Source organism: Methanomicrobia archaeon, from assembly GCA_011049045.1.
Lineage (GTDB): Archaea > Halobacteriota > Syntropharchaeia > Alkanophagales > Methanospirareceae > JACGMN01.
The window spans coordinates 1-19,308 of record DSCO01000032.1; the positions used below are offsets into that span (position 1 = coordinate 1).

16 protein-coding genes and 2 tRNA genes are annotated in these 19,308 nt (G+C 56.1%); 8 read left to right on the forward strand and 10 right to left on the reverse strand.

Going from position 1 to position 19,308, the window contains the following annotated elements; translation table 11 throughout:
• Positions 1–77 precede the first annotated feature (77 nt).
• Positions 78–269 carry a hypothetical protein gene (locus ENN68_03975; GenBank protein HDS45241.1) on the forward strand — a complete coding sequence of 64 codons (192 nt, stop codon included), beginning with the start codon at positions 78–80 and terminating at the stop codon, positions 267–269.
• Positions 270–740: 471 nt separating this feature from the next.
• Here ENN68_03975 and ENN68_03980 read toward each other — a convergent pair whose 3' ends face one another.
• The 3 genes from ENN68_03980 to ENN68_03990 all read right to left on the reverse strand — a co-directional run bounded on the left by ENN68_03980 (position 741) and on the right by ENN68_03990 (position 2,296).
• The gene (locus ENN68_03980; protein HDS45242.1) at positions 741–1,289 is read right to left on the reverse strand and encodes a hypothetical protein; all 549 of its coding nucleotides are present in this window, start codon (positions 1,287–1,289) and stop codon (positions 741–743) included.
• Positions 1,207–1,953, reverse strand: coding sequence for a SagB/ThcOx family dehydrogenase (locus tag ENN68_03985; protein HDS45243.1), 747 nt, complete (start codon positions 1,951–1,953; stop codon positions 1,207–1,209). Before ENN68_03985 ends, ENN68_03980 begins: the two co-directional genes overlap by 83 nt.
• A 270-nt stretch (positions 1,954–2,223) precedes the next feature.
• A tRNA-Asp gene (locus ENN68_03990) sits at positions 2,224–2,296 on the reverse strand.
• Positions 2,297–2,414: 118 nt separating this feature from the next.
• On the opposite strand from ENN68_03990, the gene ENN68_03995 reads away from it, so the two are divergent.
• Positions 2,415–4,601 carry an elongation factor EF-2 gene (locus tag ENN68_03995; GenBank protein ID HDS45244.1) on the forward strand — a complete coding sequence of 729 codons (2,187 nt, stop codon included), beginning with the start codon at positions 2,415–2,417 and terminating at the stop codon, positions 4,599–4,601.
• Between the two features lie 69 nt (positions 4,602–4,670).
• Here the strand turns inward: ENN68_03995 and ENN68_04000 are convergent, their stop codons facing one another.
• Complete coding sequence (locus tag ENN68_04000; GenBank protein ID HDS45245.1) at positions 4,671–5,453, reverse strand: hypothetical protein; 783 nt, start codon at positions 5,451–5,453, stop codon at positions 4,671–4,673.
• Between the two features lie 124 nt (positions 5,454–5,577).
• On the opposite strand from ENN68_04000, the gene ENN68_04005 reads away from it, so the two are divergent.
• Positions 5,578–7,230, forward strand: coding sequence for a thermosome subunit (locus ENN68_04005; GenBank protein HDS45246.1), 1,653 nt, complete (start codon positions 5,578–5,580; stop codon positions 7,228–7,230).
• A gap of 118 nt (positions 7,231–7,348) precedes the next feature.
• Here the strand turns inward: ENN68_04005 and tfb are convergent, their stop codons facing one another.
• From tfb to ENN68_04025, 4 genes are all read right to left on the reverse strand, one after another.
• Complete coding sequence (gene tfb, locus ENN68_04010) at positions 7,349–8,206, reverse strand: transcription initiation factor IIB (GenBank protein ID HDS45247.1); 858 nt, start codon at positions 8,204–8,206, stop codon at positions 7,349–7,351.
• Between the two features lie 446 nt (positions 8,207–8,652).
• Positions 8,653–11,301 carry a glycoside hydrolase gene (locus ENN68_04015; protein HDS45248.1) on the reverse strand — a complete coding sequence of 883 codons (2,649 nt, stop codon included), beginning with the start codon at positions 11,299–11,301 and terminating at the stop codon, positions 8,653–8,655.
• Positions 11,302–11,325: 24 nt separating this feature from the next.
• Positions 11,326–12,207: a mannosyl-3-phosphoglycerate phosphatase gene (gene mpgP, locus ENN68_04020; GenBank protein HDS45249.1), complete on the reverse strand. Its 882-nt coding sequence runs from the start codon at positions 12,205–12,207 to the stop codon at positions 11,326–11,328.
• Positions 12,171–13,403 carry a mannosyl-3-phosphoglycerate synthase gene (locus ENN68_04025; GenBank protein HDS45250.1) on the reverse strand — a complete coding sequence of 411 codons (1,233 nt, stop codon included), beginning with the start codon at positions 13,401–13,403 and terminating at the stop codon, positions 12,171–12,173. The genes mpgP and ENN68_04025 overlap by 37 nt, the downstream gene beginning before the upstream one ends.
• A gap of 77 nt (positions 13,404–13,480) precedes the next feature.
• Here ENN68_04025 and ENN68_04030 point away from each other — a divergent pair, with 77 nt between their 5' ends.
• The gene (locus ENN68_04030) at positions 13,481–13,780 is read left to right on the forward strand and encodes a 50S ribosomal protein L21e (GenBank protein ID HDS45251.1); all 300 of its coding nucleotides are present in this window, start codon (positions 13,481–13,483) and stop codon (positions 13,778–13,780) included.
• Between the two features lie 134 nt (positions 13,781–13,914).
• Here the strand turns inward: ENN68_04030 and ENN68_04035 are convergent.
• Positions 13,915–13,987: transfer RNA gene (locus tag ENN68_04035), tRNA-Met, on the reverse strand.
• A 131-nt stretch (positions 13,988–14,118) separates the two neighbouring features.
• Between ENN68_04035 and ENN68_04040 the strand changes: the two genes are divergently transcribed.
• Both ENN68_04040 and mch read left to right on the forward strand, forming a co-directional pair.
• Positions 14,119–15,345 (forward strand): DUF460 domain-containing protein, encoded by a 1,227-nt coding sequence (locus ENN68_04040; GenBank protein HDS45252.1) that lies wholly within the window; start codon positions 14,119–14,121, stop codon positions 15,343–15,345.
• Positions 15,346–15,480: 135 nt separating this feature from the next.
• Positions 15,481–16,443: a methenyltetrahydromethanopterin cyclohydrolase gene (gene mch, locus ENN68_04045; GenBank protein HDS45253.1), complete on the forward strand. Its 963-nt coding sequence runs from the start codon at positions 15,481–15,483 to the stop codon at positions 16,441–16,443.
• Between the two features lie 107 nt (positions 16,444–16,550).
• Here mch and ENN68_04050 read toward each other — a convergent pair whose 3' ends face one another.
• Positions 16,551–17,234 (reverse strand): phosphoribosyltransferase, encoded by a 684-nt coding sequence (locus ENN68_04050; GenBank protein ID HDS45254.1) that lies wholly within the window; start codon positions 17,232–17,234, stop codon positions 16,551–16,553.
• Positions 17,235–17,330: 96 nt separating this feature from the next.
• On the opposite strand from ENN68_04050, the gene ENN68_04055 reads away from it, so the two are divergent.
• Together ENN68_04055 and ENN68_04060 are read left to right on the forward strand one after the other, a co-directional pair.
• Positions 17,331–18,626: a M20 family peptidase gene (locus ENN68_04055; protein HDS45255.1), complete on the forward strand. Its 1,296-nt coding sequence runs from the start codon at positions 17,331–17,333 to the stop codon at positions 18,624–18,626.
• Between the two features lie 57 nt (positions 18,627–18,683).
• A complete protein-coding gene (locus tag ENN68_04060; protein ID HDS45256.1) occupies positions 18,684–19,241 on the forward strand; it encodes a PrsW family intramembrane metalloprotease in 558 nt (185 codons plus the stop codon).
• Positions 19,242–19,308: the final 67 nt, after the last annotated feature.

A 19,308-nucleotide genomic window follows, 5' to 3' on the forward strand; every position in this document is an offset into this window, starting at 1 on the left:
AAAAGAAAAGAAAAGAAAAGAAAAGAAAAGAACAAGAGGATGATGGGCATTGCTTTCTGTGCCCATCACCTCCTTTTTTGCAGCTCGAGCTGAACGGAAGAAAGAGACGAAAACCGCGATATATCCTTCGCACCGGCCCCTACCCGCAGATCATTCACGAGCCGTCATGGAACGCAACCGGTGGCGTCATCACCTGCGAGGACTTCGTGGACCTCAAGCAAGCGGCACGAGTCCTGGATACCGGCGATACGCCTGAGCTGCTGAGCTGAGCAGAAAGTTCAGAAATTCGCACCGACGCAAGCAAGCGCAGACGTCTCCGCCTCGCTTGCTCGTCTGAACGGCAAGTAAGGATCGTAACCACCTAGCGTTTTAACCATGCTTACCAAGCTATTTGCCATATGGTACAGTCAAGGCGGCGGACACCCATTAGCTCTCACGCGTTCTTGCTAATAAGCTAGCGGTCTTGACGAAAATCCGCCTAAAGGGCATGACATAACGGCAAAACGGCTCGACGCGGCATGGATTGCGGTACACGCGATAGTAGTGAATAGTGTGTTTTCCTCACGGCTTCCGCTGCATTCCGCGCCTTCTTCGCCTTTCTTCTGCGTGTTACCGCATTCCGCTATCTTCATAAACGCTGAATGCACGCAGATGTCACCGCCTCATATCGCCGCCGAACGCCTGCGACTGCGGAGCGGATGCAGGACATGCACGTGAGCATGCTCAGCTTCGCTGCGACCTCAGCAACCACGAAGATCCCGGCGAGTGCGTAATACGCTGCAAGTGGGGTGGTCAAAACTGAACGAGGCCGAGATTTTCGCTCCAGTCGCCTCAATCGCGAAGATGCTTACGAGGAGCACAGCGAGCGCGGCAAAGAGCCCGCCTATCCCGAGCTGGTTATCCTCCATTGCTCGGCGCTTATCCTCCGCGGTGCCCGGCGTCATGAGCCCGTCAAAGAAGTCCGCCAGGCCATCAAGATGCAGCAAGCCGGTGAGCAGGTAAAGCGCGACTAGCGTGAGCACCGCGGCAAGCTCGGTCCTCGAACCTAATACTGCAAAGGCGATGAAGGCAACGCCGGCGACCACAAGCCCGATCAAGGCGGCGACAAAGGGGAAGAGAAAACTCTGCTCGATGACGGTGTTTATCCGTACCGCCTTCCTTATAGGTATCTGCGTAAAGAAACTGAGGAGGTCGAGCATGGCACGTCTATCCCTTTCTCCCCACCGGCATGATGCAGAGCGGTCTCTCCTGCTCCTGCATGCCCACGAGCTGCTGCACTTCCGCGTCATCGAACGCGCCGATAGTCACCGTGCCCAGATCCATAGACTCTGCCTGCAGATACACGTTCTGCGCGGCATGACCCACTTCCATATAGACGTATCTGATCCCGCGCTCGCGGTATTTCACGGTCGTGCGATTGAAGACGCCACAGAATACCAGATCGATCGCCGCGGAACCGATACAGCCCTGGCTCAGTGCGGCCTCGGCAAGCTCAGCACGAAGATCGCCCTCGCGCCTCTTCTCCAACTCGTGGGTTGCGGGACGATACCGGTACACGCCCGCGTCCAGGCCTGTGACCGTGCCGACCACAACATAGAGCTCGAGTGGATAGAGCGCGCCCGCAGAGGGCGCGGTTCGTCCGCCCCAGGTCGTCGTTACTCCTTGCGCTGCCCAGAGTAGCTGCGCGAGCTCCTCAATCGTGAGAGCGTCGCCCGAATACGCCCGTAGCGATCTTCTCTGCGCCAGTGCGGCTTCCACTGAGGTGTTACTCGCATATCGCGGTTCGGGCAGTTTCAGTCGTCCCCCGGGCTCCATTTTCGGCATCTCACTCGGTTCGCGCGCAGCGTTCGCTCCGGGCTCGTAGTGCTCAGGTGGCGATACGACCACGAGCAGTAGCGCGATGAGCACGACCACAGCAACAATCACGGCCACGAGCACCAGTTTCGGTCGCATGATTACGCACGTATGATGATTCTTACAAAGATCGCCACGGAAAATATCGTTTGCGGTTGGTCGGGGTAGCGGCTCGAGCAGCGCCATGATCAGTCCACCGCGGATTTTCGTGCTCGCTCAATTGATCGTGGCGGACTCGGTGATGCGCACGATTTTCTCAGAGTAGTGTGGTTGGGTTTGCTGCGTCAGCTTCTTTACCCGCCGGAGTAGTCCCAGCATACCGCACGGTAAAGTACGCGCACGCCGGCTTTATATGTGCATTGCAGAGTACGCCCAGGTCGGGATTTGAACCCGAGTCCGAGCCTCGACAGGGCTCAATGATAGGCCGCTACACCACCCGGGCTTTCGTTCAGTTCTTTATTCTCCTAGACTATATTAATACTTAAATCTTTAGAGGATTGGATGTAACACTACACTTCCAAGAGCGAGAAAGAGAGAGAAGCGAAAGGAGATGGAGGACAATGGCAACACGAGGCAAGAAAGCCGCAGAAAAAGTTAAAGTATTGATGGACAAGACCGAGCGAATACGCAATATCGGGATCATTGCGCATATCGACCACGGCAAGACTACGCTGACCGATAACCTCCTTGCAGGTGCGGGGATCATATCGAATGAACTGGCGGGAGCGCAGCTCTTCACCGATTTCTATTACCTGGAGCAGGAGCGCGGGATCACGATCTTCGCCGCGAATGCCTCCATGGTTTATGACTATAAGGGTACGTCGTATCTCATTAACCTGATTGATACGCCCGGGCACGTGGATTTCGGCGGTGACGTGACACGGGCGCTGCGTGCCGTTGACGGCGCGGTCGTGGTCGTCGATGCTGTGGAGGGCGCGATGCCACAGACCGAGACCGTGATGCGGCAGGCGATGAAGGAGAATGTCAAGCCCGTGCTCTTCATCAACAAGGTCGATCGGATGATCAATGAGCTGAAGGTGGATGCACAGGAGATGCAGAACCGGCTCGGTAAGATCATCACGAAGATGAACAAGCTGATCAAGAGCATGAACCCGGCGAAATATGAAGAGTGGAAGCTCGATGCGGCGACCGGTAATGTCGCGTTTGGCTCCGCATTGTATAACTGGGCCGTGAGCGTCAAAACCATGCAGAGCACCGGCATCGCCTTCAAAGAGGTCTATGATTACTGTAAGGCGGGTACCATGAAGGAGTTGGCGCAGAAATGCCCCGCTCATGTTGCCGTGCTCGATATGGTCACGGAGCACCTGCCCAACCCCCTGGTGGCACAGAAATACCGTGTGCCCGTGATCTGGCGTGGTGATGACACCTCCACGATCGGGAAGGACATGGTCGCGTGTAACCGGGACGGTGATGTCGCCTTTATGGTCACCGATATTTCAGTGGACCCCCATGCAGGCGAAGTGGCAACCGGACGGCTCTTCAGCGGGACGCTGAAGCGCGGTGATGAATTGATCATCTCCGGCCTCTACAAGACGAACCGCATCCAGCAGGTCTGTATCTTTATGGGTGAGGAGCGCGTCGAGGTCGATAACGTGCCCGCAGGTAACATCGCGGGTCTCGCCGGTATGAAGGATGCTATTGTTGGCTCCACGCTCTCGTCGAAGGAGATGACGCCCTTCGAGAGTATCAAGCATTACAGTGAGCCGGTGGTTACCGTCGCGGTCGAGGCGAAGAACACGAAGGACCTGCCGCGCCTGATTGACGTAATCAGGAAGCTGGCAAAGGAAGATCCCTCGATTCGCGTCGAGATCAATGAAGAGACCGGAGAGCACCTGATCTCTGGTATGGGTGAACTCCATCTCGATATCATTACGCACCAAATTAATGTCGATGAGAACGTGCCCATCATCGCATCACCACCCATCGTTGTCTTTAGAGAGACGGTGGAGTCCCCTGCGGGGCCGGTAGAGGGGAAATCGCCGAACCGGCATAATAAGTTCTATTTCGAGGTCGAGCCACTTGAGCCTGCGGTCCTTGAGAAGATACAGTCCGGGGACATTCAGATGGGCAAGGATAAGGTGGCGATGCGTGATCAGCTGATCGAAGCTGGTATGTACAAGGAAGAGGCCAAGAATGTGGTCAGCATCGTCGAAGGCAATATGCTGCTTGACATGACCAAAGGTATCCAGTACCTGCGAGAGACGATGGAACTGGTCATAGAGGGCTTTGAAGAGGTCATGCGTCAGGGACCGCTGGCGAAGGAGAAGTGCCGCGGCATCAAGGTGAAACTCATGGACGTGAAACTGCATGAGGATGCGATCCATCGTGGCCCTGCTCAGGTGATTCCAGCAGTGCGCAGCGCGCTGTTCGCCGCTATCCTGCTCGCTAAGGCGAACTTCCTCGAGCCAGTCCAAACGGTGTTCATCAGCATACCCCAGAACCTGCTCGGGAATGTCACTCACGAGCTACAGGGCAGAAGAGGTCAGATACTGGATATCCAAACCGAGGCCGACATGGTCTCGCTGCAGGCCGAGACTCCCGTAGCGGAGATGTTCGGCTTCGCTGGCGACATCCGTTCGGTAACCGAGGGCCGAGCGCTCTGGAGCACTGAATTCGCGGGCTTCAAACCCATCCCCCAGAACCTCTTTGGTGAGAAGGTGCTGGACGTACGGAAACGGAAAGGGTTGAAGCCGGAGATGCCGCGAGCCGCTGATTTCGTCTCGTAATCCTGGTTAAGCTAAGCAACAGGCAACCGGAATAGATCACGTATGAGGGTGCATCGGCACCCCTACTCTTTATTTACTCACCGGTGCCCGTGACGCCAGGAAGGTGAGATACACCTCACAGACACGTTCGGCCGTGAATCCGATCCAATCTGCAGGGAGGAGCTCTGGTGGAAGCTGCGGATCCACCGAAAAGATACGTGAAAAGGCGTCATTCACCTCGATGCCCTTCAAGAACAGGTAGCTCGGATCGATTTGCTCACCGTGCGCTACACGTTCCCGTATCACCCCCAGCTCTTCGCGATACAGGGCGATGAAGTGACGATATTCGCGCTCCAGCCGTTTGAGATCCCAAATCCTGGGCACGAGCTCTCCAACGCGCCCCCCGCTCTCGTAGCATGCGGAAAAGAACTCGACATGATCCTCAATGCCGTAGTCCGCTATGAGTTCTTTCACCGCCGCATGCTTATCATAGGGCGAGATCATGACGGACGACTGCAGCATGCCATACCCGATGAAGAGCAGGTGCTTCCGCAGCGCATCGCGACTGTACCGCAGGCGCTCGGGGATGTCAAAGGTGACAAGGTGCCACCGGCCATCCCACTCGCGCGCTCGCCGAAGCGCCCGGAAATCTCGCAGGACGAGTGCCGCCTTGCCCTGCTCGGTGAGTGAATACCGTGCTCCCTTATTTTTACGGCGGCTCACCACCAAACCCGCCTTCTTCATCCGGGACAGGGACGTCCGTACCGACGCTTCAGATCCTGAAAAGCTTCTCAGGAGGGTCAGCATCCGTTCGACCGGAACGTCTCGCTCGTGAGACAGGAGGCAGAGGATCGCTTTCTCCACAGAGATCATTATTGATTGCTCGCGCGCTGTATCAAGATGAGATACCACATCAACATATAAATAACCAGCCGATCGCAATTAAAATGTTATATATACTTATAGCCCGGGATCTTACCTGATACCGTGAAGAAAGATGGCCCAGCAGTTAGGTGGAACACCCATCTTGGTGTTGAAGGAAGGGAGTGAACGCACACAGGGAAGAGACGCACAGAGCAGGAACATCCTCGCCGCAAAAGTCATCGCTTCTGCAGTTAAGTCAACTCTAGGGCCCAAAGGGATGGATAAGATGATGGTCGATTCCATGGGGGATATCATCGTCACCAATGACGGCGCGACGATTCTCAAAGAGATGGACATCGAGCATCCCGCGGCAAAGATGATGGTCGAAATCGCGAAGACGCAGGATGACGAGGTCGGCGACGGCACGACGACCGCGGTGGTCACCGCGGGTGAACTCTTGAAACGTGCCGAAGACCTCCTGGAGCAAGATGTGCATCCAACCGTGATCGTCGCGGGGTTTCGGAGCGCTGCGGAGAAGGCCTGCGAGATATTGAGCGACAGTGCACTCGAGGTCTCGACGGCCGATACGGATACGTTGCAGAAGATCGCACAGACCTCGATGACCGGGAAAGGCGCGGGTATAGAGAAAGATCTACTCACCACACTCGCGGTCGATGCCGTGCGCATGGTTGCAGAAGATAATGCGGAGAAGATCGATACTGATCAGATAAAGGTGGAGAAGAAGACCGGCGGCAGGACGGGGGATTCTACCCTGATCCGCGGTATGCTGGTGGATAAAGGGCGGGCGCACCCGGAAATGCCAAAACGAGTGCCGAAAGCGAAAATAGCGCTCGTTAACGCCGCATTCGAGATCGAAAAGACCGAAGTGGACGCGAAAATCGAGATCTCCGCGCCCGACGAGCTGCAAACCTTCCTGGATGAGGAGAGGGGGATGCTCGCGGAGATGGTGAACATGGTGCAGGAAAGCGGAGCGAACGTGCTCTTCTGCCAGAAGGGGATCGACGATCTTGCCCAGGGGTATCTGGCAAAAGCGGATATTATGGCCGTGAAACGGGTTAAAGAGCGCGATTTGAAGTTGCTCGCCCGGGCAACCGGGGGTAAGATCATCACCAGTCTTGATGAGATCAGACCGGAAGATCTTGGCGGGGCCGGCGTGGTGGAAGAAGAGAAGATCGGTGGTGACGAGATGATCTTCGTTAAGGACTGCCGGAACCCGAAATCCGTTTCCATTCTGCTTCGCGGGGGGACAGAGCACGTGCTGGATGAGCTGGAGCGGAGCTTGCATGACGCGTTACGGGTAACCGCATGCGCGCTCGAGGACGGTAAATACGTTCCTGGTGGTGGCGCTCCTGAGATCGAGCTGGCGCTCAGGCTGCGTGACTTTGCGGCAACCGTGGGTGGTCGGGAGCACCTGGCAATCCAGGCCTTTGCCGATGCCATCGAAGTCATTCCGCGCTCACTTGCTGAGAATGCCGGATTGGATCCTATTGACATGCTCGTTGCCCTGCGGTCCGCGCATGAGTCGGGTAAGACGTATGCTGGTCTTGATGTGTACAAAGGAACGATAGCGGACATGCTGAAAGCCGGGGTCATTGAGCCGCTGCGGATAAAGACACAGGCTATTGGATCGGCAGCAGAATCGGCAACGATGGTACTGAGAATCGATGACGTTATTGCGTCTGGTGCAGAGGAGCAGCAGCCGGAAGGTGGCGGTATGCCGCCGGAAGCGGGCTATCCGGGCATGGCTATGGGCGGCGCTTACTAATCGAGAGCTGCTCAGTGCTCAGGGTGGCTATCTAAAAAAACCTGGAGGATGCAACCTCATGCTCGGGTGCGTCGATCTGGGACGGCTGATCACCGTTACGTAGAGCACGAACGAGCATTCAGCAACTCGTGAGCTGCAGCCGCTTTTGCATCTCTTCATACCGGGTTCGAATGGTGATCGGGGTCGTTCCAGCCACCTTGGCGATCGAAGACTCATCCACGGGCTCGCCACTCATTTGTGATGCGAGATAGATCGCAGCACCCGCTGTTCCTGTGGGTGACCACCCTTTCGCCATGCCCATGCCGCCACTCTTACGAATGATCTGTATCGCGCGCTCTCGAACGCTGCTGCTTAAGCCGAGCATGGAGCAGAACCGTGGTATGAAGCGTGCAGGGCTTGCTGGTGCGAGCTTTATCCCCATCTCTTTAATGAGGAACAAGTATGCACGCCGAATCTTCTTCAACGGCATTTTTGAGACCACCACAATCTCCTTCAGGGTTCGAGGTATGCCATACTGCCTGCAGGTGATATAAAGCATTGCCGATATCAGTTCCTCTACACTCCTCCCCTTGATCAGATTTTGGTGCATCGCTTCTCGGTACAAAATGGCAGTCTCTTCTCGCACATCCGCTGGCAACTTGAGCGCCGATGCCATTCGATCCAGCTCGCCAAGCGCGAGGATCAGGGTCTTATCCCCACCCTCCAGACCAATTCGGCCCCGCAACCGAAAGGTCTGCGGAAGTCCTTTTGGGATCGGCGTGCTCAAACCTTTGTTATGGAGTCGATAGCTCAGTGGAGGCCCGGTCCGTACCCGTTGTGCGGCTTGCTCCTGATCGTAAGCGCGCCATTCAGGGCCTTGATCAATCAAAGCTTCCGCTAACACTACCCCGCAATCAGCGCAGTACAGGTCTGCATGCTTGGGATCCATCACGATATGTTTCGAGCCACACTCCGGACACGTACGAATTCGCTCCATACTATACTTATCTTAACAACGTTATCGCATAAAAGACTTTGTTAAATTGAATAATTTTGCCCTAATCGAGCGCTAACCCGTTCCCTGCTCTCGCCAATCTAGCTCCCTGATGCGCGTTTCGCCGCGCGCACTCGCTGATAGGTTCAGATACGTCCTGCCGCGAAACCGGCAAGCAATCGGGTAGCGTACGGACGTTTTGGGGGGCGCTACATTGTCAACGATTCAGCACCTCGAGAACCGCGTCATGCTCTGCTTAATGCTCGTGAAGTCGCGCACGTAGCTGGTCCGAGCACGCCGTGAAGCGGCGGTTTTAGCGGTGTTTCTCACCGAGCCGCACGTACAACAACATCTCTGGTGATCTTCTCCACGTTCGCGGTACGTTCGTTTGGTCTTCAGAGTGATCTAGGGCCAGAGCAATCAGGATACAGAAACGCTGCCCTGAGCGCTCAGAATGCCAATCGCAGCGTCACTATCTCAAAGGGGTTCAGGGTCAGTTTGAGCGTGGCACCGTCCTGGATCACCTCTTTGGTCAACGCCGGATCTTCCTCCTCCAGCATATTGACCACCGTCACTTCCCGGGGCACCTGGAAGAGCTGTATTTCGGTCTCAGTCTCGCGTCCGTCCGCCTCGTAGAAGCGGAGAATAACGCCTGCCTTGTCCTCAGCTCGCTTCAGTGCCGAGAGCATCACGCTCAACGGTGTGATCTTCAAGAATGAGCGCTGCTGTGGCAGTTTTACGTCACGCGAGAGCTGCATTGCGTCCAGATCGACATTGAACTCCTGTGCCCGGCGGTAAGAGTGTGCAGTTCGCCAATCACCGGCATGCGGATGGATGGCGTACCGGAAGGTGTATCGTTTCAGCTCACGTGCGTCAGGCACCGGTACCGCCGGACCTGCCTTACCATCTGAAGAGAGCATAGAGACGCTCCGGAGCAGGGTGAGATAGATGTTACCGTCCCGCAGCTCGTTCTCGGGTATTCCATGATGGATCACCGTCAGTCCCCGCTCGTCATCAGAATAATCAAGCCATTGCTGTGAGGGGCAGACTCCCCGCGGCGCCTCAACCCAGCTCTCAAACTCATCTTGCTGGTCACACCGATCCTCACTCAGCGGACGGGTAATCGTGCCGAATTGGGTGCCGCAGACATAGCTATCGCTCTTGATATTCGTCGAGAATCGGACTCGCGTTCGCGTGCGCGGGTGCTTGTCCATAAGGGTGGTCACGAAATCGATCCGTGAAAGGCCCTTGTACACCACGATCTTCTTCGAGCACTCTAGGAACCGGTGGCGCCAGATCCGTGGCTCCATCTTCTCCGTCAGCCGGTACGGCCACCGCAGTGAGTAATAATCGGTATCCACGTTGATCACCCGTCGCAGCGGACTCTTATCGATCGAGAAATTCTTTAACCTGAAGGAGCCGTACTTCACGCCCTCGCCCGTCTCAGTCTTCAACGGAATGCACAATTTCTGGCGATGATAGTACAGGTCGCCAGTTTCCTCCTCGAGCACCAGCTCGTTCGCCTTGCACGTGGTGCTGCGGGTAAGCCCGCGCTTATGCACGATGTCGACCAGTCCCGTGACAGGATCCACCTCAACACCAAAGAATCGATTCTCAATGGTATTCCCGTGGATCCGAATGAAATCGGGATCAAAGGGGAGACGGCGCGGATCTCGCTCGATTATTCGGTAGACCTTATACCCCAACGCCGGTACGGTGGCAACAAAACCGAGACGGACGTACTTCAACGAGTCGTCCGTATAGCGCGTGAACCGAATGACCTCCACTTCGATCTCCTCAGTGCCGCATTTCAAGCCGCCGACCGAGATTACGTGCCCGCGCTGAAAGTTCAGATCCATCTCTAACCAGTTCTTGACCTCCCAGGAGAGTGAGTTGAAGACGATAATATCGCCGCTCGCACTCTCTACGCCACCTTCCATGAAGCGTGTGAACCTGCCGAGCTTGGATTCCTCATCCACGAGTTCCGCGAAGATACGCGGGCAGAGTGCGGCCATGTAGGTATTCATGAAACTCAAATACTGCTTCACTTCGTCGTAACCCCGGTCCATACCAGTGCCCGGAATAACATCGTGGAAGGCGATAAAGAGGATCTTCCGCCAGCTCTCACGGAGCTCATCAGAGGGATAGTAGCTGTTGAGGAGCCAGGTGATCGTGCCCCAGCGCTCGACGCAGGTCATCCAGTTCTCGTAGTCTGCGAGCCCCTGCTTGATCCACATCCTGGTCGAGCTGACATCCGGGAAGATCTCCGAGTATCTGCCGGAGTACATCTCTCCCGTTCTGACCACGAGCTCGCGGTCCTTCGTCTCCTGCTCCAGCGCTTCGAAGAATTCGCGTGGCGTGGTCAGCTTCATCAGGGCTTCGTTGCCACGCTTCTTGTTCCAGTCCTCCACGACAGCCGGCGTTTCGGGCTGCGGCATGGTCACCCCGCTTCCGGAAGGCATGAGGATGTGCGAGGTTGCTGCTAACGCTTTGAGCTTCTTGTAGCTCTCTTCCAGCTTCGTCAAATCCAGTCCCGCGCGATAGCCCAGCGGCATCCAGTGGGTAAGGATCTTCGTACCATCCAGGCCCTCCCAGAGGAATTCCGACGGTTTATTCTCCGGTATTCCCCGGCGAAACGCAAGGTACTTATAGCCGCATTTGGTGTAAATCTGGGGCAGCTGCGCATTGAGCCCGAAGCTATCGGCCTGCCACATCACCGGCACGTCAACCCCGAACTTCTCCTTCACGTATTGCTTGCCCACCAGGATCTCGCGTATCAAGGTCTCTCCCGCCGGGAGCATGGTGTCGGCCATCAGGTATTCTCCATCCACGATCTCCAGCTTACCTGCTTTGATCTGCTCGGAAAGCTTCTCGAACAGCTCGGGATACCGATGCTCTACCTCCTCCAGCAGGAAGGTCTGCTCCACAAGGAACCGGTAATTGGTCTTTTCAATGAGCTCTGCCACCTCTTTCAGGATGAGCAGCATATTGATATAGAAGTAGTCTTCCTTCGTGAACGCCCAGATCGCATCATAATGTGTGTGCGGAACGAGATAAATCGTGTCCCGTTCTTCTTCCTTCTTCTCCTCCTTTGCCATAATCCTCAATCCACCACCAATCAGCTAATCGTTTATAAACTTTCGGACGACCTCAACCCAGCCGTTTGGACCCTCGCCCGCGGCTCGATAGAGATTGCGCGCGCCGAACTCGAGCCAGCCACCCTTCTTGTTCCGCACCACCGCCGGCTGATCCACCGCCTGTAACATCGGGATATCGTTCCGGCTATCGCCCACGCCGATGGTCAGCACGGAGCCATATTCGCGCTTGAAGAGTTCCGTAAGCTTCTGCACCGCCCGGCCCTTGTCCGCGTTTTTCCCGTGGATATTGTAATAGCGGCCACCGTGGGTAACGGCAAAGCCCTTCGCTTCGATCTTCGCGACCAGCTCCGCAGCCTTCTCTGGGGGCTCGTCAAAGATGAAGCTTTCATTATACGACTTCCGCTTCGCGCGCACCGCCTGCTCGAGTGTTAAGTTCGCATCCCCGGCCACTTCTTCCGCGGTCATGTCGCCAAAGCCGGTAATGCTGAATCCTGTTTCAGCGCGAATCGCCTGCAGCGCAGCTCGGAGCTCGTTATATGATGCGCCAAGCTCAATAACGCGGTATTTGCCCTGGTTCCGGGCCTCGAACTCGAAGGAGAAATACTGTTCGGGAATGAAGATGGCACCACCATTGTCCACGATGAACGGGTCATGGACACCGAGGAGCTCTTGGTAATACTCGTTCTCCGCCAGGGTTTTTGCCGTGCAAAAAATGATGGGCACCTGATGCCGCTTCACGTGCTCAAGTGCAGGAAGTGCGGGCTCGTAGGAATAGTCCTGGAGGTCCAGCAGCGTTCCGTCAAGGTCAGTGAAGAGCACTTTCTTCAGGGGTTCGTTCACTCCAGCCAAGTCAAGTCCTCCAGGATGCTCTAAATCGTGCGGTCCTTTTCTAGCTCGCTCAGCGATGTGCTCGCGTCCTCACTCTCGAGCGCCTTCCGGCCAAATCGCGCGTATGATTCCGCGGTATTAGCAAGCTGTTCCTCAAACTGAAGAGCGTCCACACCAGCAAAGGAGGGTATGATCTGGTTCTGCCGCGGCTCATTCCATTCCAGCATGTCGCCGAGTTCTTCGAGTATCTTATCGCGCACGTAGTCGTTGCTGAGCTTACTATGGTAGATCGTCTGGAGCGAGTCAAGGAGCATATTACGGATATGCAGGCCGCCTTTCTCCTCATGGATGTGCGGGTTCAACGTCTCGATCTGGAAGATCTCAATGCCCGCTGTTGCCGCCTCCAGGTCAAAATATTCGGTGACGCCCGGCCCGAAATTATCGAACAGGCAGATGAAGTGATACGGCTCAACCGAGTAGCCCGTCGAATAATTCAGGACATCCGCGAGCCTGGTGGTGAGCGCGTGCTCGCCGGCATTTCCGGTGATCAGGATGCGGGTCTCAAACCCGGTGTGCAGCGACAACAGGAGATTGAGGTACTTGTTCGTGGTCTCGCTGACCCGCCCCCACTTCTTGAAGTACAGCTTATCCTCTACCACTTTCGGCTTGTAACGCCAGTGCAGCCGCACCATACTGTAGGGTGACTCAGCCATGCAGAAGCCCGCAGCATAATCGATCACGTATTCGCGAACCGACCCGGGGACATAATTATCGGCGTCTGCGAACCCAATATACTCCTTACCCAGCGCTTTCGCGAGCAGCATACCAATGATCATACCTTCAGCCTTGCCGTCACGCACCACGGAATGCTCATCAAGCAGAGCATCATAACCCGCATCGTAGAGTGCATAGCCGAGATCAGGGTCTTTCTGGTGCACGATAATGAGCTCCTGCTGGGTGATCTCGTGAAGGTTCTGGACCAGGTCACGCTCCAACTTGTACCAGTCCGGTGCTTCCCGTTTACTATTTGAGACCACAATAACCGTGCAGTCGAAGGGGATTGCGCGTAAGACGCCGTCCAGCAGATGGATCTTCTCGTCCTTCGCGGGCACGATAATGGCAAACCGCTTCAGCACGTCCTTGATCACTTCGAAGGGAATGTCCTTTGCTCGGGGATTCATAAATCCCCCCGAATCGATCTTCAAGACGCGTTGCATCTCGTGAATTTTGACCGAACCAAAAATCTCCGTATGCCTCGGAAGTTCCAGGAGCATTTTCAACACCCAATAGTACAATGTGCTTTATTTTATAAATCTGTACTGCTATCCTAAGGTAAGCGAGGAAAGATGCGATGGCGCGTTCCCACGGCGAGCGGAAGAACACGAGGAAGAAATTGAGTAGACGCAAGCGTGAGCGGGGTCTCTCTCCGGTCAGCAGGGCGATCCAGCAGTTTGCAGCGGGCGATCAGGTGCATGTGCACATCGATCCGAGCGTGCATAAGGGCATGCCACATCAGCGATTCCACGGGATGACGGGCACCGTGAAAGGAGAGCGAGGACGCTCATTCATCGTGGAGATCTCGGACGGTAACCGGCAGCACAAGAAAGAACTGTTCGTTCGTGCTGAGCATCTGAGACTGCAGATAGGTTAGGTCAATCTTTGCTCCTGCTTCATCAGTCAGCCCGTCACGGTATGCGATTGTGAGGCTGGTTCTTTCTGCGTGTACGGTCTGTTCGATGACGTGAGCGAACGATAGCGCAACCTGCACGCGCTGGTCGCGACGAATGGGCCCGAAGGGATTCGAACCCTTGACCGCCCGGTTATGAGCCGGGCGCTCTAACCGCTAAGCTACGGGCCCTTGGCTGGTTCTTAGTAGCTCGGGATCATATAAAATTGTTCTGCAGTTCTTCAGCTCGAACCAGTAAGTCTGCGTCTCCCAACGGTAACTGACGATTTTATATGCCTGCCTGAAATAAAGATACTATATAAATGGCATATCCGCATGCATGCCGCACCTATACGATTGTTGGCATTGATCCCGGTACGACGGTAGGCATTGCCATTCTCGATCTTGACGGCAACCCCGTGGATGTATTCAGCGCGAAGAATTATTCGCTCTCTGATGCGATCGCACGGATAATAGCGCGCGGTCGGCCATTGATTATCGCTTCCGATGTCGCACCAACGCCGGCCATGGTGAAGAAGATCGGGAGCTTGATCGCTTCCCGCGTCCCCGAACTGGAGGAATCATTATCCACGGAAGAGAAGCTCGCCTTGACGAAGGGCGAGGGTTTTGTATACCGCAATGCACATGAGCGTGATGCCCTGGCCGCATCATTGCACGCCTTCAAGCACTACAAGGCGAAATTCGCTCAGATCCAGAAGAAAATCCCACCAGGCGTGGATGAAGCGGAGGTGAAGGCGCTCGTAGTCAAAGGCGTCTCGATCAGTGCTGCTATTAACCGACTGCTCATGGCGCGTGAGGAGAAGCGGCGGCGCAGAGATAAGCGTGGTGCAGGCACGAAGGCGCGCGAGGAGCGTGCGGGTGAGGGTAAAGCCGTTCTGCGGTTGCGCCAGCTGCTCAAAGGGAAGGACGAACGCATCGCGCTGCTGGAGGAGCGGACAACGGAGCTCAAGGATCTCCTAGCCGAGCGTGAGCGAGAAATACGACGCTTGAAGCGGAAACTGGATGCCGAGCGCTCGGAACAGCGGCGCGCGTTGAAGAAGAGTGAGCTGATACACGCGCGCGACGTGGAGATCGAACGGTTGCATGCGGAAGTAGCTGCGCGGACGCGAGAGACCGAGGAGTTACAGAGGATCATCGAGCGCTTGAGCGGCAAACGCGAGGTAAAGGGCGGGAAGCGGATCAAGGTCATCCCCGCATTCACACACGACGCGACACAGGAATTCGATCGGAAATACGGGATCGCCCGCGGCGATGTCGTCCTCTTTGAGGACGGGAGTGGCGGCGGGTCGAGCACCGCGGAACTCGTGGCAACGAAGGGCGTGAGTGCGGTCATCTACGGTAAGGAGCTCTCACATTCCGCCGCAGACACTTTCGCAGCACGTAAAATACCCGCACTATCGCTCGACGCCGTGCCGTTGCTCGCAAAGGACGAGGACTTCGCATTCGTTGATCGGCAGGTTCTCGAAGAGCAGGTAGCGGACTGGAAGCAGAAGCTGAAGAAGCGAACTAAAGTGCTCCTGGTTCGATAAGATCAGTTCCCTGAACACCTCAGGATCCTCGTGCTTAGCGGTTCACGTAAACGTATTGCATACGGATCAAAGACAGAATGCTACGCCTATAAATAGGTGCAGGGCTCTACTTATACCCGAGGTGAAGGTGTAAGGATGATAAGCGTGAATGAGTACGGATTGGACGTCTTTGAAGAGATGATGGACTATGCGGACGAATTGCAGGTGGGCATCGAGGAGCTGGAAAACGGGACAACGCTCATAGATGCAGGCGTGAACGAAGCAGGTGGATTTGAAGCCGGGCTGTACGTGTCCCGGATATGTATGGCTGATCTTGCGGATATTACGTTCAGCAGTTTTGACCTCGGTAAGCTGGTTGTGCCAGCGATCGAGCTTACCACTGACCATCCGGTCATTGCGTGCATGGCCTCACAATTCGCCGGGTGGCGGATCAAAGTGGGTAAATTCTTCGGCATGGGCTCGGGACCCGCACGCGCGCTCTCGCTCAATCCGAAGGAGCTGTACGAGAAGATTGACTATAAAGATGAAGCGGATGAGGCGGTGCTCGTCCTGGAGAGCAATAAGATGCCGGACGACGAGGTGACCGCGGAGATCGCGAAAGCATGTAAGATAGAGCCGGAGGATCTGTACATCGTGATGGTGCCCACAGCCTCTATCGCGGGTGCCGTGCAGATCTCGGCACGCGGCATTGAGACTGGCGTCCACCGGCTCGAAGTGCTCGGCATGGATATCAACACCATCAAGCATGCCCACGGGCTCATCCCTATCTCGCCAATCGTCGGCGACGACCTGAAATGCATGGGCGCGACGAACGACTGTATCATGTACTGTGGCCGGATGGGCTACACGGTAGAGTACGAGAACGTTGATGAGCTGAAGGGGTACGTGAAGCAGGTGCCGTCACTGAACTCGAAGGATTACGGACAGCCGTTCTACGTCACCTTTAAGAACGCTGGCTTCGACTTCTACAAGATCGACCCCGCATCATTCGCTCCTGCGGAAGTTACGGTGAACGAGATGAAGAGCGGAAAGACGTTCACCAGCGGGAAGATCAACCCCGAGGTGCTCCTGCAATCATTCGGGATCGAGTCGGTTTAAGACCACGCACACCGGTCTTCCATCCTAATCCTAACTACCGGACTAACGTCGCAGACAGGGACGAGGTGCTCGGTTCGCTCGGCACACACGCACGTAAGCACAGCCGCTTATCGAAGCCGCGACCACACCTCTTTCTCCCCTTCTTTTTCACGCTTCAGTCTTCCCTGCCACGCTGCAGTCTCCAGGATTTCCCTGAGCTGGGTGTACGGTACGTATAAGTCAAATCCGAGCTTCAGAGCCGCCCGTAATTCGCGCAGAGTCAATCCGCGCCCCGTTTTCGCGAGCGTCTGCTCACACAACTCCAGCACGTCCTCAATGATGCTCCAGGGGTAAACGATCCAGGTCCACTCGGGCATCAATTCGCCATAAAAGTCCGGTACGTAGGTGGAGGTGGTCTTGTGGTGCATCGTCACCGTCTTCACCTCGTTCGCACCGGTGGATTCGAGATACGCGGCAATGAGCCGCAAACTATCCCCGGTGTCCGTGACGTCATCGGCAATCAAGACGCGCTTGCCCCGCGCGAGCTCCTGCGCGTTTACATCAAGGCCAAATCTCAGCCGCGCGTCGCCCGTGATCGTGGCCGCCAATCCCCAGTGCTCCACCTTCACGCTCAGGAGCTCCTTGAGCAGGAAGAAATCGCAGAGCACACGCGCTAGATACCAGCCGCCGCGGGCGACACCGATGACCACCTCCGGCCGATAGCCCGCAGCCTTTATCTCAGCACTCGCATCCCTGCAGAGGCTGTACGCGTAGCTCCAATCCACCACCGTGCACCTGAATCGCTCTCGCATCGCGCTCTACCAGTTCGGTACCTACCGTTCCGTTCGTGTGCCTCGCCTCGTTACGTACGGGTTTACTATTTTTGTGCGCGTATTTAAGGTTTTTGTATGACCAGGGAAGAGAAGGCGCGGAAGCCGGAAGCGGTACGCATGAGCGATCTGGCAGAACAGGTAGAGCGGAAGGAACTGCAGCAGTACATGATCGAGACGCTCACCACACTGATCTCGTTTCCCACGTTCGTGCCGCCGGGCAAGCACTATGACGAGATCGTCGACTGGCTGAGCTCGGTGCTCGCAGGGTTTGGATTCGCCTGCGAACGTATCGATATGCCTGAAGAACTCGTCAAAGCGCGGCTCAAGGATGCGGATCTGCGTGGCGTGCGGGCGAATCTGCTCGCCACGAAAGCGTCTGCCGCGCGGGAGAGCGTTGATCTCTACACGCATCTGGATGTGGTGCCTGCGGGTGAGGGCTGGAGTACACCGCCGTTTGAGCCAGTGCTCAAAGACGGTAAGATCTTCGGCCGCGGCGTTGCTGATCCGAAGGGGAATGTTGCAGCACTGCTCACCGCGTTGCACATTATGAAGGAGCAGGGACTCGAGAGCAGGTACTCGCTACGTGTTCTACTGACAACGGACGAGGAGCTCGGGTTGTATTCTGGCTTGTGCTACTTCGCCGATGAAGGTCTCCTGCAGGGCGACTATCTGCTCTGTATGGATACGGATAATGAAGGGATCTGCGTGGCGACGAACGGCGTGCTCAACTGGGAGCTCAGGGTACACGGAAGATCGAGCCATAGCTCGAACCCCTTCCTCGGCATTAATGCGGTCGAACAGGCCGCGCTCGTCGTTCATGAGTTACAGGCACTGAAAGGAACGATTGAGCGCCGGGAGTCGGCAGTACCCTGCAGTCCGGAGATCACGAACCTGACCGGCCAGCAGCATATCAAGCCGGTTTTTAACGTCACCATGATCCACGGCGGGGTGAAGGAGAATCTGATACCACCAAGCTGCAGGATACGTGGCGATCGGCGGTATATCCCCGAGGAATCGGCAGACAACGTGCTAAAGGAGTTTGAAGACGCGGTAGCGGCCATTAAAGCCGAACACCGTATTAACCTGGATCTGACGCCGAAGCCCGGATTTCCGCCCATGTTCACCGATCCGAGCCACGAATGGGTGAGTCGGGTGCAGGCCGCAGCGTCGGACGCATTCGGCGTTCCGAAAGGGATTAATGGCGTTCAGGGTGGGTTAGACGTGGGCTATGCCGTTCAGCAGTCACAGCAGCCGGTGTGCTCATTCGGGGTCTGGCGGTCCACTGAGAGCAACATACACGGGCCCGACGAAAATGTTCGGATTAGCGATCTAACGAACTACGTGAAGTTCCTGCTTCGACTGCTGACCTGACAGGACTAGACGCAATCAATTCCCCGTCGTATCGCGGAAGGTGAGGTGCAAGGACGGATGGGGCAGGAAGGAGCGAGCCATCGGCCGGGTATGCGTGAGAAACTCTTCTTCTTGAGTTCCGGAATCATCATCAGCGTACCGCTGACGCTCTTTCTCAGCTCGCTCAGTGACTATCTCTGTGAGCTGACCGCGGTCTCGCTCATCTACGCAACCATCTGCGCCACCGCGATCTTCACCCCGCTCATCGAGGAATTTGCGAAGGCGTACCCGCTCTTTTACCGACACGGCGAGACGGAACGCTCGCTCTTTACGCTCGGGTTCCTCACGGGTCTGGGCTTTGGCATCTCCGAGTTCTTCCTCTACGTCTTCTCGCTGGGCGTGCCGATACCCGTCCGACTGCCCGGACTATTTTTCCACGCCGCGAGCACCTCGATCGTCGCCTACGGGATTGCCACCAAACAGCCACTACGGTTCTTTCTGATCGCGGTGCTACTCCATTTCACGAACAATGTTACCGCGCTCTTTGGCGTCCTGTGGCTAATCGGCGGGCTGGGTGCGGTATTGTCGAGTAGAGCTCATAGCCTACCTCTTGTTGGAGTACTGGCTCCGAGGTGACTATGAGCCCCCTCACAGAACCGGACGTGAAGTTTTCCCTCATCCGGCTCTTCAGGAGCACATCCTC

Coding starts and splice junctions, on each gene's coding strand:
- ENN68_03980 (HDS45242.1), bottom strand. CDS start 1,289: ATGACGCGGAAGTGCAGCAGCTCGTGGGCATGCAGGAGCAGGAGAGAC.
- ENN68_03985 (HDS45243.1), bottom strand. CDS start 1,953: ATGCGACCGAAACTGGTGCTCGTGGCCGTGATTGTTGCTGTGGTCGTG.
- ENN68_03995 (HDS45244.1), top strand. CDS start 2,415: ATGGCAACACGAGGCAAGAAAGCCGCAGAAAAAGTTAAAGTATTGATG.
- ENN68_04000 (HDS45245.1), bottom strand. CDS start 5,453: ATGATCTCTGTGGAGAAAGCGATCCTCTGCCTCCTGTCTCACGAGCGA.
- ENN68_04005 (HDS45246.1), top strand. CDS start 5,578: ATGGCCCAGCAGTTAGGTGGAACACCCATCTTGGTGTTGAAGGAAGGG.
- tfb (HDS45247.1), bottom strand. CDS start 8,206: ATGGAGCGAATTCGTACGTGTCCGGAGTGTGGCTCGAAACATATCGTG.
- ENN68_04015 (HDS45248.1), bottom strand. CDS start 11,301: ATGGCAAAGGAGGAGAAGAAGGAAGAAGAACGGGACACGATTTATCTC.
- ENN68_04025 (HDS45250.1), bottom strand. CDS start 13,403: ATGCTCCTGGAACTTCCGAGGCATACGGAGATTTTTGGTTCGGTCAAA.
- ENN68_04030 (HDS45251.1), top strand. CDS start 13,481: ATGGCGCGTTCCCACGGCGAGCGGAAGAACACGAGGAAGAAATTGAGT.
- ENN68_04040 (HDS45252.1), top strand. CDS start 14,119: ATGGCATATCCGCATGCATGCCGCACCTATACGATTGTTGGCATTGAT.
- mch (HDS45253.1), top strand. CDS start 15,481: ATGATAAGCGTGAATGAGTACGGATTGGACGTCTTTGAAGAGATGATG.
- ENN68_04050 (HDS45254.1), bottom strand. CDS start 17,234: ATGCGAGAGCGATTCAGGTGCACGGTGGTGGATTGGAGCTACGCGTAC.
- ENN68_04055 (HDS45255.1), top strand. CDS start 17,331: ATGACCAGGGAAGAGAAGGCGCGGAAGCCGGAAGCGGTACGCATGAGC.
- ENN68_04060 (HDS45256.1), top strand. CDS start 18,684: ATGGGGCAGGAAGGAGCGAGCCATCGGCCGGGTATGCGTGAGAAACTC.